The 14,510-nt window shown below is 70.9% G+C and carries 16 protein-coding genes and 1 pseudogene; 6 read left to right on the top strand and 11 right to left on the bottom strand.

The window, feature by feature from the left end; translation table 11 throughout:
• Positions 1-421 (bottom strand): VOC family protein (locus BSB02_RS16775; RefSeq protein WP_084959918.1); only part of this gene is annotated, 421 nt, incomplete at its 3' end.
• A 321-nt stretch (positions 422-742) separates the two neighbouring features.
• Between BSB02_RS16775 and BSB02_RS16770 the strand changes: the two genes are divergently transcribed.
• The 5 genes from BSB02_RS16770 to pdxR all read left to right on the top strand — a co-directional run bounded on the left by BSB02_RS16770 (position 743) and on the right by pdxR (position 4,485).
• A complete protein-coding gene (locus BSB02_RS16770; RefSeq protein WP_206184743.1) occupies positions 743-1,015 on the top strand; it encodes a P-loop NTPase family protein in 273 nt (90 codons plus the stop codon).
• Between the two features lie 95 nt (positions 1,016-1,110).
• Positions 1,111-1,728: a transglutaminase domain-containing protein gene (locus tag BSB02_RS16765; RefSeq protein ID WP_206184742.1), complete on the top strand. Its 618-nt coding sequence runs from the start codon at positions 1,111-1,113 to the stop codon at positions 1,726-1,728.
• Between the two features lie 208 nt (positions 1,729-1,936).
• Entirely contained in the window at positions 1,937-2,119 is a 183-nt protein-coding gene (locus tag BSB02_RS16760; protein WP_084959914.1) for a hypothetical protein, read from the top strand.
• Positions 2,120-2,125: 6 nt separating this feature from the next.
• Positions 2,126-3,019 (top strand): EamA family transporter, encoded by an 894-nt coding sequence (locus BSB02_RS16755; protein WP_084959912.1) that lies wholly within the window; start codon positions 2,126-2,128, stop codon positions 3,017-3,019.
• Positions 3,020-3,060: 41 nt separating this feature from the next.
• A complete protein-coding gene (pdxR, locus tag BSB02_RS16750; protein WP_206184741.1) occupies positions 3,061-4,485 on the top strand; it encodes a MocR-like pyridoxine biosynthesis transcription factor PdxR in 1,425 nt (474 codons plus the stop codon).
• A 155-nt stretch (positions 4,486-4,640) separates the two neighbouring features.
• On the opposite strand, the gene tnpA is transcribed toward pdxR, so the two are convergent.
• A complete protein-coding gene (tnpA, locus tag BSB02_RS16745; RefSeq protein WP_084959910.1) occupies positions 4,641-5,057 on the bottom strand; it encodes an IS200/IS605 family transposase in 417 nt (138 codons plus the stop codon).
• 22 nt (positions 5,058-5,079) lie between these two features.
• On the opposite strand from tnpA, the pseudogene BSB02_RS16740 reads away from it, so the two are divergent.
• Positions 5,080-5,376: pseudogene (locus BSB02_RS16740) on the top strand (helix-turn-helix domain-containing protein); the annotation flags it as partial.
• A gap of 438 nt (positions 5,377-5,814) precedes the next feature.
• On the opposite strand, the gene BSB02_RS16735 reads toward BSB02_RS16740, so the two are convergent.
• The 9 genes from BSB02_RS16735 to BSB02_RS16695 form a co-directional block, all read right to left on the bottom strand.
• Positions 5,815-6,396: a hypothetical protein gene (locus BSB02_RS16735; RefSeq protein WP_084959908.1), complete on the bottom strand. Its 582-nt coding sequence runs from the start codon at positions 6,394-6,396 to the stop codon at positions 5,815-5,817.
• 1,028 nt (positions 6,397-7,424) lie between these two features.
• A complete protein-coding gene (locus BSB02_RS16730; RefSeq protein ID WP_240506467.1) occupies positions 7,425-8,480 on the bottom strand; it encodes an NAD(P)-dependent alcohol dehydrogenase in 1,056 nt (351 codons plus the stop codon).
• Between the two features lie 6 nt (positions 8,481-8,486).
• Positions 8,487-9,755, bottom strand: a complete 1,269-nt coding sequence (locus BSB02_RS16725; protein ID WP_084959904.1) for a cytochrome P450 — start codon at positions 9,753-9,755, stop codon at positions 8,487-8,489.
• 50 nt (positions 9,756-9,805) lie between these two features.
• Positions 9,806-11,209 carry an NAD(P)/FAD-dependent oxidoreductase gene (locus BSB02_RS16720; RefSeq protein WP_084959902.1) on the bottom strand — a complete coding sequence of 468 codons (1,404 nt, stop codon included), beginning with the start codon at positions 11,207-11,209 and terminating at the stop codon, positions 9,806-9,808.
• Complete coding sequence (locus BSB02_RS16715) at positions 11,206-11,424, bottom strand: ferredoxin (protein WP_084959901.1); 219 nt, start codon at positions 11,422-11,424, stop codon at positions 11,206-11,208. The genes BSB02_RS16720 and BSB02_RS16715 overlap by 4 nt, the downstream gene beginning before the upstream one ends.
• A gap of 190 nt (positions 11,425-11,614) precedes the next feature.
• Positions 11,615-12,286 carry a diacylglycerol/lipid kinase family protein gene (locus tag BSB02_RS16710; protein ID WP_169729398.1) on the bottom strand — a complete coding sequence of 224 codons (672 nt, stop codon included), beginning with the start codon at positions 12,284-12,286 and terminating at the stop codon, positions 11,615-11,617.
• Entirely contained in the window at positions 12,280-12,885 is a 606-nt protein-coding gene (locus BSB02_RS16705; RefSeq protein ID WP_206184740.1) for a phosphatase PAP2 family protein, read from the bottom strand. The genes BSB02_RS16710 and BSB02_RS16705 overlap by 7 nt, the downstream gene beginning before the upstream one ends.
• 105 nt (positions 12,886-12,990) lie before the next feature.
• Positions 12,991-13,206 (bottom strand): hypothetical protein, encoded by a 216-nt coding sequence (locus BSB02_RS16700; RefSeq protein ID WP_084959895.1) that lies wholly within the window; start codon positions 13,204-13,206, stop codon positions 12,991-12,993.
• 492 nt (positions 13,207-13,698) lie between these two features.
• On the bottom strand, positions 13,699-14,349 hold the full coding sequence (locus tag BSB02_RS16695; RefSeq protein ID WP_084959893.1) for a TetR/AcrR family transcriptional regulator: 651 nt from the start codon (positions 14,347-14,349) through the stop codon (positions 13,699-13,701).
• Between the last annotated feature and the right edge of the window lie 161 nt (positions 14,350-14,510).

Raw genomic sequence — 14,510 nt, 5'->3', positions numbered from 1 at the left:
CCCCGGCCTGAAGGCCGGAGCACTGGCCCGCATTTTGGTAGCCGTCAGGATCCGTGACGACCAGATCACGGGTGTACCAGGCGGTGTTCCGCGGCCCCGCAACGGTGCCTGCGACGCCGTTGTCGGCGAGATGGCGGCGCAGGACGTCGGCACGGACATCGAGGTCGTCCTCCCCGCAGGCGAGGCAAACCTGGACGCCCGGCGCTGGATCTCCCTCGACGAGCAGCAGGTCTTGGTAGCGCAACCGGCGCAGATGCACCACCGAGTCCGGGCCGTCCGGGCCCGGCAGGGTCGCCAGGACCACGAATCCCGCGGCTTCGTACCAGCGGGCCGAGACGGCCGGATCGGTGACGGTGAAGGTCACGAACATGGGCATGGGATAGATCTCGTGATCGATCCCGGGAGCCGCCAAGGCATGCATGACGTCAGCGTCCGGCCTCTCGTGACGTGAGGGTCAAGGCGATGCGCGCCGCACGGTTTTCCCGGCCGGAGCCGGTTCACGCCCTCCGCGGGTGGTGGTAGGCCAGGCGGCGCAGCAGGGCCTCGGCGGATCTCCGGCGCCTGCCGGGCGGCCGTCACCCGGCCGGCGCGCTTCGAGGAAGCCGGGCTGCCCGAGCGTGCCCCCAAGCCGCCCGGCGCATCCGCATGCGGCCGGCCGGGGGCCGCACCGGCAAGTCGCACTTCTTCCGCCTGCTCGCCGAGGAGCCCGTCGCACACCGGCGAGGTACGGCTCGGCGCCCGGGTGCGCCCCGGTCTGTTCACCCAGACCCACACCCGTCCCGACCTGCACGGCCGTACCCTCGCCGAGCCGTACCCTCGCCGAGATCGTCATGACCGGCCACGCCCTGGAACGCAACGACGCCATGGCGGCGCCGGCCCGCTACGACCTCGCCCGGGCGGTGCCCAGCCGTTCGAGACCCTCTCCGGCGGCCGGCAGGCCAGGCTCCAGATCCTGCTCCTGGAGCTGTCGGGCGCCACCCTGCTGCTGCTCGACGAGCCTCGCTGGGATCTGTGAAGCCGCTTCGCCGGTATCGTGGCCGAGTGATCTCGCGGTTGCTTTCGCCGCGCGGGTGTCGAGTCCCGGACCCGTCGCGCCGGTCCTCCGGCGGTGTGGAGCCGACGCCCATCCTCGACTGGCGTCATCCGCGCGTGGCCGCCGTGGCGGCCCAGGTGACGGGCCCGGGCCTGCTCCGGGACGCGCATCGCCTGATCGGCACGCTCCTCCGGCCGGTGTATGCGATGAACGAGGCGCAACCGGTCTCGGTCACCCTCGCCAGAGGCCGGGGTTCCTGCAGCCAGCGCATGGCCGTCCTGGAGGCCGTGGCCCGCTCGCACGGCATCGCCACGCGCGTCAGGGGACTGCTGGTCGAGGGCCGCTTCTGGGAGCGGCGCCTGCCCCGCCTCCGCGCCCTCCTGCCCCGCGAGGTGGTGCCGGCCTGGCCGGAGTTCCTGGTGGACGATCAGTGGATCGCGGTCTCGGAGCTGTACGGCACGCGGTGCGGAGAGCCGTTCACCAACGCCGGACCGCAGACCCTCTTCGAGGCCGTCGCCACCACGGCGGTGGACTGGGACGGCACCGCCTGCCCCTCCTGCGACCTGTCCGGGCACGTGCTGGCGGACCTGGGCCGCTTCGACTCCCGCGACGAGCTCTTCCGCGTGCACGGCCAGACGCTGTGCCGCCCCGCGCGCATCGCGGCGGATCTGCTGGTGAGCCGCGTCACGCCGTAGGCCGGTAGGACAGGATGACGTCACCCGAGATCAGGGGCTTCGCATCGATGAGGGCGAACCTGGCCAGCGGCCCCCTGCGGAACAGCAGGGCCTCCGGCTGATTCAGCAATCGGTCCTGATGTACGGCACGCAATCGGTCCTGTCGGAAGAGCCGGTTCGCTTCGAGGATGAGATCAACAAGACGGCAGGCCCCTGAGAGGACAAGATCGTGGGACGGACCATCGTGGACATCAGCCCGTCGCTGGACGGATACGTCGCCGGCCCCGGCGTCACCGTGGAGGCGCCCTTCGGCACCGCCCTGTTCGGCCCTGGCTTCACCGGCACGCTGGAGCCGGTGAGTGCGCTGGCCGGCCCGAACGCCTTCCACCTCTCCTACCGCGTGGGCAGGTGAGCACCGATGCAGGCAGCGATCCTGTTGGCACTGGCCGCCGCGGCCCTGTACGGCGCCTCGGACTTCCTGGGCGGGCTGCTGTCCCGCCGCACCCATTACGCGCTGGTCGGGCTCGTCGGCCAGTCCGCCGCCGCGGCCGGCGCCCTGGCCGCCGCCCTCGCGGTGAGCTCGCGGCCCGGCTGGAGCGCCGTCCTGTGGGGAATGGGCGCCGGGCTGGGCGGGGCCGTGGGCACCCTTGCCCTCTACCGCGGCCTGTCCCGGGGACGGATGAACGTGGCCGGGCCCCTGTCCGCCGTGGGGGCGGCGGGGATCCCGATCCCGATCGACCTGCTGTCGGGCCAGCGGTTCACCGTGCTCGCCGTCCTCGGCGTCGGGCTGGCCATCCCCGGTATCTGGCTGGTGTCCTCGCAGTCGGGCGCGCGGGGCGGCGGGGGTGTGGGCGAGGGGCTGCTGGCCGGGTTCGGCTTCGCCGCCCTGTTCGTCTGCCTGGACCGGGCCGGGGACGCATCCGGCCTGTGGCCGGTGGCCGCGAGCCAGCTGGTCGGCGCGGCCGTCCTGGCCGCCGTCGTGGTGGCCGGCAGGCGGACCGTGTCCGCAGTGGTGGCCGGCGGGCGAGCCGAGTCTGCCGTGGTGACCGGCAGGCGGGCCGCGTCCGGCGCCACGGGCACGCGACCGCCGTGGACGGCGATCTGGCCCGGGGTCCTGGGCGTGGGCGCGACGCTGCTGTACACCTTCTCCACCCGTGAGGGAACGCTCGCGATCTCGGCTGTCATCACCTCCCTCTACCCCGCCTTCACCGTCGCCCTGGCCGCCCTGGTGCTGCGGGAGCGGACCAACCCGGCGCACGCGGCCGGGCTGCTGCTGTGCGCGGCCTCCGTGGGCGCCTTCGTCGCCGGATGAGCCATACAGCCGTACGGCCCGGCGCCCGCTAGCCTGCGACGGTGAGCGCGGTGAACTCCAGCCTGGTCCACGACCTGCTGATCGAGCTCGACCGAGCCGGCGCCGTACCGCTGCACCGGCAGATCGAGACGGCCCTGCGTGCCGGCATCCGCGCGGGCCGCCTGCGCCAGGGCGCCTCGCTGCCCTCCTCCCGCCGGCTCGCCACCGAGCTCGGCGTCTCCCGTGGGGTCGTGGTCGAGGCCTACGATCAGCTGATCGCCGAGGGCTACCTCGCCAGCACCCCCGGTTCCTACACCCGCGTCGCCGCCGGACCAGAGGAGCCCTCCCCCGCCCCCGCGCCGCCGCAGCCCGCGGCCCCGCGGATCGACTTCGGCTACGGCCGTACCGACCCGGCACGCTTCCCCCGCGCGGCCTGGCTGCGCTCGCTGCGGCGCGTGCTCACCGAAGCGCCGCATGACCGGCTCAACTACCTCGACGGGTACGGCCTGCCCGAGCTGCGCACCGCCCTGGCCGACTACCTCAACCGCGCCCGCGGCACCTCGGCCCATCCCTCGCGGGTGCTCATCACCAGCGGCTTCGGCCAGGCGGCCGCGCTCATCACCAGCGTGCTGGCCCAGCGCGGCGCCCGCAGGATCGCCGTGGAGGACCCCTCGGCCGACGACGACATCCGGCCGCTGGCCCGCCTGCACGGGCTCGAGGTCGTGGGCCTGCCGGTCACCGGCGAGGGCATCGACCCGGCCGCCCTCGAACGCAGCGACGCCGACCTGGTCGTCCTCACCCCGTCCCACCAGTGGCCGCTGGGCGGCGTGCTGCCCGCCCGGGCGCGCACGGCCGTGGTGCGCTGGGCTCGGAAGCGGGGCGCGGTCATCCTGGAGGACGACTACGATGTGGAGTACCGCTATGACCGCGCCCCCATCGGCGCCATCCAGGGCCTGGCCCCCGACGCGGTCGCCTACGCGGGCTCCGTCAGCAAGACCCTCGCCCCCGGACTTCGCCTCGGCTGGCTCGTGCTGCCCCCGCACCTGGCCGACGCGGTCGCCGACGCCAAGCTGCTGGCCGACCGCGGCTCGCCGGCCATCGACCAGCTCGCCTTCGCCGACTTCCTGCTGCGCGGCGAGTTCGACCGCCACCTGCGCCGCATGCGCCCCGTCTACCGCCACCGCCGCGACGTCCTGCTCGCCCGGCTGGCCGAGCACCTGCCCGGCTTCGAGCCCGCCGGCATCGCGGCCGGCCTGCACGTCGTGGCCTGGCTCCCGGACGGCCTGCGGGAGCAGGAGGTGGTCGCGGCGGCGGCCGAGCACGGCGTCCACGTTGCCGGCGTGGAGCCGTACCGGCTGGCCAGGCCGGGCCGCCAGGGCCTCATCCTCGGCTACTCCCACCTGAGCGAGAACCGCATCGCCGAAGGGGTCGCCGCCCTGGCCGCGGCGGTGAGCACGCTCGGCGCACGGCCGCGACCCGCGGCGTGACCGGGTCTCGTCATCGCGGGCGCGCGACCTCCGCGGGCCTGGGCTACCGGGTTCGTCCGCGATGCTCCGGCCCTCAGGCCGGGGGTGAAGCGTACTCTCCCGCGTAGCGGGGCAGGGAAGCCGGATCGCCCCAGGCGATCCGGCGTCTACCCGGCTCATAACGGGCGGTTTTGCTGCTCGATGTACTGGCGCAGGACGCTGAGCGGTGCGCCGCCCACCGATCCGGCGAAGTAGGAACCCGACCACAGCTTGTTCACCCGGTAGTAGTGACGGGCAAGTTCGGGGAACTCGGCGCGCATCCGCCGGGAGGACACCCCTTTGAGGGAGTTGACCAGGCGGGACAGCGCGACCTTCGGCGGGAAGTTCACCAGCAGGTGGACGTGGCTGCTCGCGCCGTTGAACTCGGCCAGCTCGCACTCGAAGTCCGCGCACACCGCCCGCATGATCTGCTCCAGGCGCTCCAGGTGGACTCCGGCGAACACCCGATGCCGGAACTTGGTCACGAAAACCAAGTGAGCATGCAGGACGAAAACGCAGTGCCTACCAGTTCTGATGTCTCCATACTCGGCCATAAACCAAGGCTGGGATCATGGCGTGCAGCTTCGGTACAACCTCCGCCGCTACCCGACACCGCGCCAGCGCCAGGCGCTGGCGCGGGCGTTCGGGTGCGCCCGGACGGTGTTCAACGACGGGCTGCGCGCCAGGCAGGACGCATACGAGCGGGGCTTGCCGTACCTCTCGGACGGCGAGTTGTCCAAGCAGGTCATCACCGAGGCGAAGAAGACGCCGGAACGCTCCTGGCTGGGCGAGGTCTCGGCGGTGGTGTTACAGCAGACCCTGGCGGATCTGAACACCGCCTACCGCAACTTCTTGGGGGGCAGACCAAGTAAGCCGGAAAGGGCTAATAGGCCCGGTCAACAACCGTCGGAGAGTCCGTCCTGCTGATCGGCTCTTGGACGTGGGCCAACACGGGCTACCGACGAGCCTCAGCCTCTCCCAAAGGCGCGTCCCTAGTAATCGTGCTCGCCTCAGGCCATTGAAACCCACATCGCACGCGGCGCGCTGCCCCCCTGCCTCGCCATCCCACTCATGGCCTAGGATCCGTCGCCCTACCTGCCAACGCCGTTGCTGCGCGGGTCCCGACACCTCTCCATCAAGGTGCAACAAGCCTGCCTGACACCCGCGCCAGCCGACCCCGAGCCCAGATGTGTCCCGGCGGTTGCGTCACGGCACCCTGCAGACGGGCGACGCGGCGTGCAGCGCGTCGGAGCCGCGTGCCAGTATTGAAGGCGGCGAAGAGAGGCCACGGGGAGACGCAGGCGGCCTTGATCATGTCCGCTGTGCGGGACCGGCTACGTCCGCGTAGCGGATGATCTGGGTCGCCAGGATCATCACTGCGGCCAGCGCGGCGGCCGAGCCGATCCGGACCAGTGGAGTGTGGGGGCCCAGCAGCCAGAGGAGGGTGAGGGCGGTCAGCGAGGGCGCGCAGAACGCGGCCAGGTCCACCGCCAGTTGTAGCCGCTTGCGAGAGGGGCGGAGTGGATCCTCTCGGTGGTATTTCTCCCACCTGAACATGTCGATGTCACTGGAGCCGTCGTCGACGAGGCCCCCCAGGTGCGGCGCCAGTCGGCCGCGGACGTAGCGCCCAATGGCGCTGATCTTGTGGTCGTTCATGACGTAGGCCCAGCCCAGCACTGTGGCGGCCAGCGGCAGCAGCAACAGCAGTTCCAGTCGGCCCACGGTTGTAGTGACAGTGCTGATGCCGGCGACTGCGGTGAGCGTGGCGTACAGCAATTGGCTGCGGGCGCCGATCCGCTGCCGCTCTTCGGCCTTCAGCGCGTCGTATTCACTCAGCAGCGCCTTGACGGCGTGTTCGAGGCTTACTGCCGTGGTGTCGGTGGTTGCGGGCATGATGGAATCTGCCTCCCGGATCTGTCGGATTTGTGGGATGCGTGGGCGCGCTCCCTGCGGGGTTGTCTTGGTCGCTTGACTGCGTTGATGCGCGCCTCGATGGCGTTCAGGCGGCCCGACCCGATCGCGGGCGGTCCGGAAGGCGCACTGTGGGGAAGGGCAACCGCGCTGCGCTCTGCCGTTCGAGCGAGGTTTCGGGTAAGGGCCGTCCAGTCAGGTACGAGGCAGGCGCCGATCAAGTCCGGCCGCGTGCGGCACGATTGGAGACTTGCCGGGTTGGCGCGGAGTATGCGGTGGTAGAGGACAGCGCCTGTAGTCAGCGGGATTAGCTCGCGAGGGGCCTCATGGATCTGGGCGGACGGCGCGCCACGGCCGCCTTGGCGCAGGCCCGCTCCTCGGACGGCGTGGCTGTCGGCTCGTAGATGATTCCACAACCATGAGCGTCGAGGAGGCCAAGTGATCATTGTTTAGTCGCCGCGTCGTTCCTCTCCAAATGGCACAGTCAGGTGACCGTACGGCACGGCGGCGCACATCTGGAGTGTCTGGCCACGGCCACCTCCTTCCAAAAGTTATGATCCATTACGGTTCTGATGTTATCGTCACTTATGTAGATTATCGTCACAATTGTAATGAGATGTCTAAAGAGAAGTGAGGATTCCGTCAGCCCCGAGTGAGAGCGGATGGCCGTCGCTTCACCGAGCAGCCTGGAGCGGCGCAGGATGCGCACCCGCGCCGAGCTCATCCAGGCCACCCAGACCTTCATCGCCGGCTGCAAGGCCGGCCGGCGAGCTCGCCTTCACCATCGCCGCGGGCACCACCCTGTGCCTCGGCCAGCTCCTGCACACCCAACCCGACCGCGACGACGTCCAGGCCACCGACCAGATCACCGAAAACCTCCTGCGCACCTTCGGCATCCTCGCCGACGAGGCCCCATCACAGGGCATGTCGTTGACGAAGCGCGTCGCCTCATGGCGGCCCGGTTGGCGAACGGGTACCGGCCCCGGCGACTGAGGTGGTGAATCCCGTGCTCACGCGTGGGGGTTGATGACCGCGCGTCCTTGGATCTTGCCGTCGTGCAGGAGCTGGTAGGCCTCGCCGGCGCGCTCCAAAGGGAAGTGCTCGACCAGCATCTTGATCTTCTGCTGCCGGGCAAGGGTGATCACTTCCATGAGTTCGGGGATGGAGCCCCAGTAGGGCGAGGTGACCGAACACTCGTGCGGCGGGCTGGAGAAGTTGACGGGCAGGGCTCCGCCACCGAGGCCGACGACGGTCAAGTGACCGAGCACCCGCGCCACTTGAGCAGCCATCTGCAGAGTCGAATCCACGCCGACCATGTCCAGCACGAGCTGAGCGCCCTGCCCCCGCGTGATGTCCTTGATCCGCGTGATCGCCCCGTCGCCGGACAGCAGGCCTTCGTCCGCGCCCATGCGCCTGGCGATCTCCAGCTTGTCGGCTGCGGTGTCCACGGCGACGACGGTGGTCGCCGCGCTGAGTGTGCGCAGAATCTGGATGGCCATCTGGCCCAGAGCGCCCGCCCCGATCACGACCGCGGTCGAGCCAGGCCCCAGCAGGTGCAGCGACCGCTTGACGGCGTGGTAGCTGGTCAGCCCGGCGTCGCTGAGCGGCGCGGCCTCGCGGGGATCGAGGGTTTCCAGCGGGATCAGGAATCGTGACGCCGGGACCAGCAGGTACTCCGCCATACCGCCGTCGTGACCACCCAGGCCCCCGCCCATTCCGGCGGTCTTCTCGCAGTAGTTCTCCCTGCCCTCCCGGCAGTTGGCGCACAGGCCGCAACCCCAGGGGCCGTAGACGAGCACAGGGTCTCCGGGCGCGAACCCGGTGACGCCTGGTCCCGGCGTCTCCACCCAGCCGGCATTCTCATGGCCGAGCGTGAAGGGCAGCCTCGCGCCGATTGGGGGCGCAGGTGCCTGCATGATGTGCAGATCGGAGTGGCAGGCCCCGGCACCCCCGACCTTCACCAGGACCTGTCCCGGGCCGGGCTCGGGCACCGGCACCTCGCGCAGCTCGGGCGGTTCTTGCCATTCGACGAGTTGAAAAGCCCGCATAGCGATCCTTGTGCGCATACTTGGTCAGTCGCGGATCCCGTCGATGTCGACCAGGACGTGGCGCGGGCCGCGGAAGATCTGGTTGTGGCGGTAGGGCGGCGGGTCGGTGACGAGCCGGGGATTCTCCACGCGGCGGACGAACTCATCGACTGCAACCTGCACCTCCAGCCGGGCGAGCGGAGCGCCGAAGCAGTAGTGGATGCCCTGGCTGAAGCCCAGGTGCTGGTTGTCGGGGCGTTGGAGGTCGAGCTGGTCGGGGTTTTCGAACCGTTGCGGGTCACGGTTCGCCGACCCGTACACCAGGAAGATTGGCGAGCCCGCGGGGATGGTGGTGCCCGCGATGTCGATGTCCTCGACGGCGGAGCGGGTGTGCCAGAACTGGACCGACGACTCGAACCGCAGCAGCTCCTCCACCGCGGGCACGATCAGCTCGGGGCGGCGGCGCAGCTCCTCCAGCGCCTCGGGGTGCCGCAGCAGGGTGAGCACGCTGTGGGCGATCAGATTGACCGTGGTCTCGTGCCCGGCGAACAGCAGGAGCACGGCGTTGCTGGCGAGCACGCCCTTGGACATGCGCCCGTCCGGGCCGCCGTCGTGCACCATCGCCGAGAGCATGCCGGGGCCGGGCCGCTCGGCGTACTGCTCGAGCAGCCCGGCCATGAACTGCGCGAGCTCCTTCACGCTCCGGCGCGCGCCCGCCAGCCGGCTCCGCATCTCCTCGGAGGCCGCCTCCGGGCCGAAGTCGAGAGCGTCCAGGGCGGTCTCGATCCAGGCATGGAAGCGCGGTTCGTCCTCCAGCGGCACGCCCAGGATCTTGCAGATGAGGGTCACCGGCAGCGGGTAGGCGAACTCGTCGACGACGTCGATCCGGGTCTTGCCCCGCATCCCGTCCAGAAGGCCGGCGACGATGCGGCGGATGTCGGGCTCGAGGTCGGAGATCTGGTGCGGGGCGTCGGCCGGGCCGAAGAAGTGCCGCGTCATCATGCGGCGGTCGTGATCGTGCTCGGGCGGGTCGCAGGTGATGATGTTCGGCTCCAGTTCGATGACGGCCTCGGTGATCGGCTCGGCCCCCGGTTCCGCCGCGGCCGGGGCGGGGGCACGGGATGGGAGCTTGCGGACATCGGAGCTGACGCGGGGGTCGTGGAGCAGCGTGACGATCTCCCGGTAGGTGCTGACGACGTAGGTGCCGTCCGGCTGCCGCGCCACCGGGGTCTTGCGGAGCTCGGTGTAGAAGGGGTACGGGTTGGCGCGGTTGGCGTAGCGCAGCGCCTGCTGCCAGGGTGTCTCCTCGGCCATGCTGTTCCTCTCCTTCCCGCTGTGCCGCCCACCTGATACCGAAAGGCGCGTCAGTGGCCTCGGGGCCGGAACTCGGCCCTGCGCTCGTTCGGGTCGTGGCCGGTCAGGACGACGTCGGGGATCGCCGTCGGCACCCCCGGCGCCGGGAACTCGGCAGGCACCGGCTTCATGATGTCCGGCCGGTCCCAGCCCGGCGGCGGGGGCGGGAACGGAGCCGACTGTTCGATCAGCCGCGCGTAGTACTCCAGCCATTTGCCGTGGTCGAAGGTGACGGCGGCGACGATGCGGCCGCGGCGGCCGTAGGCCGCCGCGAAACTGCGGTCCTTGACCGATCCCTGCGTGAAGATGATCTCGTCACCGAACGGCGGCACGCCGACGGACTTGATGTTGACGCCGAACTGGCCGGACCAGAAGCCGGGCAGCAGCAGATGCGGCCGGTAGTGGGGTTCGAGGTTCACCATGTTGTGGGCCGCCACCTCGGCGCCGAAGACGGCGTTGTCCCAGTGCTCCATCGCGAGGAACTGGTACTCGTACAGCACGTGCGGCATGCGCGCCACGTCGCCCGCCACGTAGACGCTGTCGGTCACCACGCCGTTGATGTCGAACGCCCGGCCACCGGCGTCGCAGCCGACTCCCCAGGGACCGGCCGCCAGCCCGGAGCCCTGCAGCCATTCCACGTTACGGATCGACCCCAGCGCGGCGAGCACCACGTCGACCTCGATGGTTGTCCCGTCCGAGAGCCGGGCGCGCCGGACATGTCCGGCCGCGTCGCCCTCCAGCGACGACACGCTCACCCCGCAGCGCAGGTCCACGCCGTGGTCGCGCTGCATCTGCGCGGCGATTTCGCCGATCACCCCGCCCAGCGCCCCGACCAGGGGAGCCGGGCCCCGCTCGGTGAGGGTCACCGGGATGTCGAGTTCCCGGCAGACGGAGGCCACCTCCGAGCCGATGAACCCGCCGCCGATGACCAGCACCCGCGACGGTCGCGTGGCCAGCGCCTGTTGCAGCCGCGCGGCGTCGTCTCGCGAGCGCAGCGCGAAGACTCCCTCCAGGGCGGCCTCGGCCGGGTTGGGCCACGGCCGCGCGCGGGTGCCCGTGGCGATCAGCAGCCGGTGGTACGGGATCTGGTCGCCGTCGGCCAGGCGTACTTGTCTGGCGACGCGGTCCAGGCCGGTGGCGGCGACTCCGAGCCGCCATTGCGCGTCCACTTCCCGGAAGCGGGGCAGCAGGGTGTGCTCGGCCGGCATCCAGCCCTTGAGGACCTGTTTGGACAGCGGGGGACGGTCGTAGGGCTCGTACGGCTCGTCCCCGATGATGGTCAAGGACCCGCTGAAGCCCTCCTCGCGCAGGGCTTCGGCGGCCCGCAGCCCCGCCAGGGAGGCACCGACGATCACGATCCGGCCGTTGGCCCTGAAGTCACTCACCAGCTCGGCGAGCGTCGCCACCAGGGTCATGACCGCGCACCCCGCTCCGCGCCGTCCAAGCGGTCGATCATGATCGCCTGCACCGGGCAGGCCGCGGCGGCCCGCTCCACCTGCAGCCGTCGTGCGTCGTCGGGGTTTGGGTCGTAGGTGAGCGCCTCCGTGCCGGTCAGCCTGAAGACCTCGTGAGCCAGGTACACGCACTGCGCGTATCCCTGGCACCGGTTCAGGTCCACGACGATACGCATGGACAGCCCCCTCCGTCCTCGCTCGTCCGGCCATCGAAGTTGCCATCCGGCCACGTCGCGGGGCTCCGGTCCGCACTCGATGGCATCGGCACCGAGGTGCGCCGGGCCGACCCGCCACAAAGCCGATTTTCCGCCCCCGATTTTCATCCCTACAACCACGGCCAGGGAAAAGATGCTGGGGACTATGAGATCAACGGCTCTGCGGTACTCCGGGTCGTCGGCGCGGCAGCAGGAGCCGCAGGGCGCCCGGCCGGATGTCGCACGTCGCGGGCAGGCGGAGCTCCACTGCTTCCCCGTCGATCCCGGCCGGGAGGCGCCCCGCGGGCCCGTCCAGGCGGACCTGGGCAGCCGCCCAGGCGACGATGCCGGTCTCGGTCGAGCGCGCGGTGGCGTGCCGGCGCAGGTCGCGACGCAGGCGTACGAACAGGTCCGGCGGTGGCGGCCCGGCCAGGCGTTTGAACACGATCGCGCCGAGCAGCCCCGAGTCGAGCGTGAACCGGCGCCCGAGGTGGCGCGGCGTGCTGAGGTGGTAGGCGTTGTTCGACACCAGCACCACCTGCGGGTGCTCGATCCTCTCTCCGGGAGCCTCCACGCTCGCCTCGACCCACTGCTGACCCTTGAGGTATTGGGGGGCGATCGCGGCCAGGGTGCGTGCCTTCGCCTCCCGGTACTCGGGCTCCAGCAGGGCCTCGGCGTAGATGCCGAACGAGACGTTGTTGACGAAGACGTGTGAGTCGACCACGCCCAGGTCGACCCGGACCGGTTCACCGTCGCGCAGGGCCTCCAGAGCCCGGGCGGGATCGCCGAGGTCGAGGCCGAGATCGCGGGCGAAGTGGTTGCGCGTGCCCGCGGGGATCACCACCAGGGGAAGGCCGGCGCCCGCCTCCTCGGGCAGGAACCGGCCGGCACACGCGCGGCCACCCGCCGCACGGTCCAGCCGCACAGCGCGCCGATCAAGGCGCCGGCCGCGACGTCGGATGGATAGTGCATCCCGGTGTGCACCCGCGCATAGCCGACCGCTCCCGCCGCGGCGTGCAGCGGGAGCCAGGTCCACGGCTCCGTCTCGCCCATCGCCGCCGCGAACGCGAACGCCGACGCCGTGTGCCCCGACGGGAACGACGCCGACACCGGCCGCCGGACCCGGCGCGACCCCAGCACCGCGCGGTGGCCCGACGGGGTGGGCCGCCGTCTGCCGGCCAGCGGCTTGAGAGCCGCGTTCGTGACCGCCGAGGCCGAGCCGATGGCCAGCACACCGAGACCTGCCGCCCGCCGGCCGCGACTGCCGTCCACCAGGGCGACCAGGGCGACCACGGCGGCCATCAGCAGCCACAACCGTGAGTGGTCGACCGATCGGGACACGCCGACGAAGAACCGGTCGAGACTCGGCGTCCGGGTCTCGGCCACGGCGTCGAACACCGCCTGATCCAGCGCGCGTACCTGCGCCTGCACCTCGGCCGGCAACCGGAGGCGATTGCCGCCACGACCGCTGCCCTTCTCGGTGCGTGCGCGGCGTCCGGGCGGCGCCTGTCGACCAGGTGCAGGATGCCGCAGTCCGTCGAGCTCCGGCTAGGAGCCCGCCGCCCTGGCGAGCCGGTCCGCGTAGGCGCGGGCGTCGATCGCGTTCAGAATGGCCAGCTCCGCATTGTCGATCGCCCACTCGGCGAAGTCGACCGCGTCGACCGCGTCGGCCGCGTCGGCCTCGGCCCAGTCCGCCTTGCCAGCGGCGAGCTTGGCGTCCACCTGCCGGTTGCGCTCCTCGATCCGGGCCTTGATGTCGTCCATCTTGGCGCCGGATCGGCCTTCAGCTGCGCCCGCTTGCTCCGGGCGTCAGCGGCGGCCTGGTCGGCCCTTTCCCGGGACTCTTTGCCGGCTTGGGCCAGATCGGTCTGCGCCTGGTCGATGCGCTTGACGAGCTGCTCACGGGACTCGCCGGCGGCGGCCTCCACGGCCGACCTTGCCACCGTGAGGCGCTGTTGCAGGCTCTCGAGTCGTTGCAAGGTTCCCTCCTCCACTGTGCTGCATCATGTCGCTTGCCGCTCTGAGCACCCACCTCCACGGTGCGGTGAAGATGCCGAGTTGACCACCGATGGTGACCATCGTGACGCTCGGAAGGCGGCCGCCGGGAAGGGTAGCCCCTGCACTCTCCAACCGTATGTCGCGCTCCGACCTGCAAAAGGGACACTTTGGAGGGATTTGGAGAGGCGTGGGTCAGTCCCATACGGCGGTCCGGTTGTGGGACGGTACACATCCAGGGGTGAGTGCTGACGGGCTGCGCTATGTGACGGCGTGAGGGAGAAGCCGGTCGAGGTCCGGCAGGGGACGCCGCGAGATCTCGTGCGCCTCATCGGCGGGGGCGCCGAAGGTACGCAGGAGGTCTTCGGTGATCTGGTCGGTGGCCTGGGCGTCGTCGCGGTCGGGCTCGGTGTGCAGGAGCTGGCCGAGGCACAGGGCGGCGCCCGCGGCGATCACGAAGGCGAGTTCGGGATCGGCGACGGTGAAGCGGCCGGTCCGGACGCCGGCGTGGATGTCGCGCCGGGCGCGCGGGGCGATGCCGTGTGCGGAGGTGGCGATGGCCGGACCGGTGTTAAGCAGGACCTTGCTGAGCTGGGGGCGGCGGCGGTGCAGGCGTCCGGTGAGCCGGAAACTGCAGGCGAAGACCTCGGCGGGGTCGGTCATGTCGCGGGTCAGTTCGTCCAGGACTGCGCCATGCCGATCAAGGGCGTCTTCCACGGCGGCCCGGAAGAGCTCGTCCTTGCTGGAGAAGTGATTGTAGAAGGAGCCCATGCCGACGTCGGCGGCCTGGGTGAGGTCCAGGATCGCCGCGCTGGTCCTGCCGTCGGCGATGAAGGTCTGGGCGGCGTGGATGAGCGCGGCGCGGGTGCGAGCCTTGCGCCGGTCCAGGCGGGTCGGTGCGGCGTCGGCCATCTGTCTGTCTCCCGTGGGCTGTGGTGCGCCCTCCACTGTAGTGGGATCCGTCAGCAGTGACGAATTCCTCACTGCGACATGAGAGTCATTGCAAAGGTGACGGCCGTCGTCCATAACTGACGAATCATCACAAGAGGGAGAAGGTCCTTGACCACCAGCCA

This window comes from Thermoactinospora rubra, assembly GCF_002093975.1.
In the GTDB taxonomy this organism is placed as follows: domain Bacteria; phylum Actinomycetota; class Actinomycetes; order Streptosporangiales; family Streptosporangiaceae; genus Nonomuraea; species Nonomuraea rubra_A.
Note: the sequence above shows the minus strand (reverse complement) of the source record. Positions and strands in the feature narration are given on the sequence as shown.

What these genes read in the sequence shown, in the direction of transcription:
- BSB02_RS16755 (WP_084959912.1), top strand. Translation starts at nt 2,126, where the DNA reads ATGCAGGCAGCGATCCTGTTGGCACTGGCCGCCGCGGCCCTGTACGGC.
- tnpA (WP_084959910.1), bottom strand. Translation starts at nt 5,057, where the DNA reads ATGGCCGAGTATGGAGACATCAGAACTGGTAGGCACTGCGTTTTCGTC.
- BSB02_RS16735 (WP_084959908.1), bottom strand. Translation starts at nt 6,396, where the DNA reads ATGCCCGCAACCACCGACACCACGGCAGTAAGCCTCGAACACGCCGTC.
- BSB02_RS16730 (WP_240506467.1), bottom strand. Translation starts at nt 8,480, where the DNA reads ATGCGCACAAGGATCGCTATGCGGGCTTTTCAACTCGTCGAATGGCAA.
- BSB02_RS16725 (WP_084959904.1), bottom strand. Translation starts at nt 9,755, where the DNA reads ATGGCCGAGGAGACACCCTGGCAGCAGGCGCTGCGCTACGCCAACCGC.
- BSB02_RS16720 (WP_084959902.1), bottom strand. Translation starts at nt 11,209, where the DNA reads ATGACCCTGGTGGCGACGCTCGCCGAGCTGGTGAGTGACTTCAGGGCC.
- BSB02_RS16715 (WP_084959901.1), bottom strand. Translation starts at nt 11,424, where the DNA reads ATGCGTATCGTCGTGGACCTGAACCGGTGCCAGGGATACGCGCAGTGC.
- BSB02_RS16700 (WP_084959895.1), bottom strand. Translation starts at nt 13,206, where the DNA reads ATGGACGACATCAAGGCCCGGATCGAGGAGCGCAACCGGCAGGTGGAC.
- BSB02_RS16695 (WP_084959893.1), bottom strand. Translation starts at nt 14,349, where the DNA reads ATGGCCGACGCCGCACCGACCCGCCTGGACCGGCGCAAGGCTCGCACC.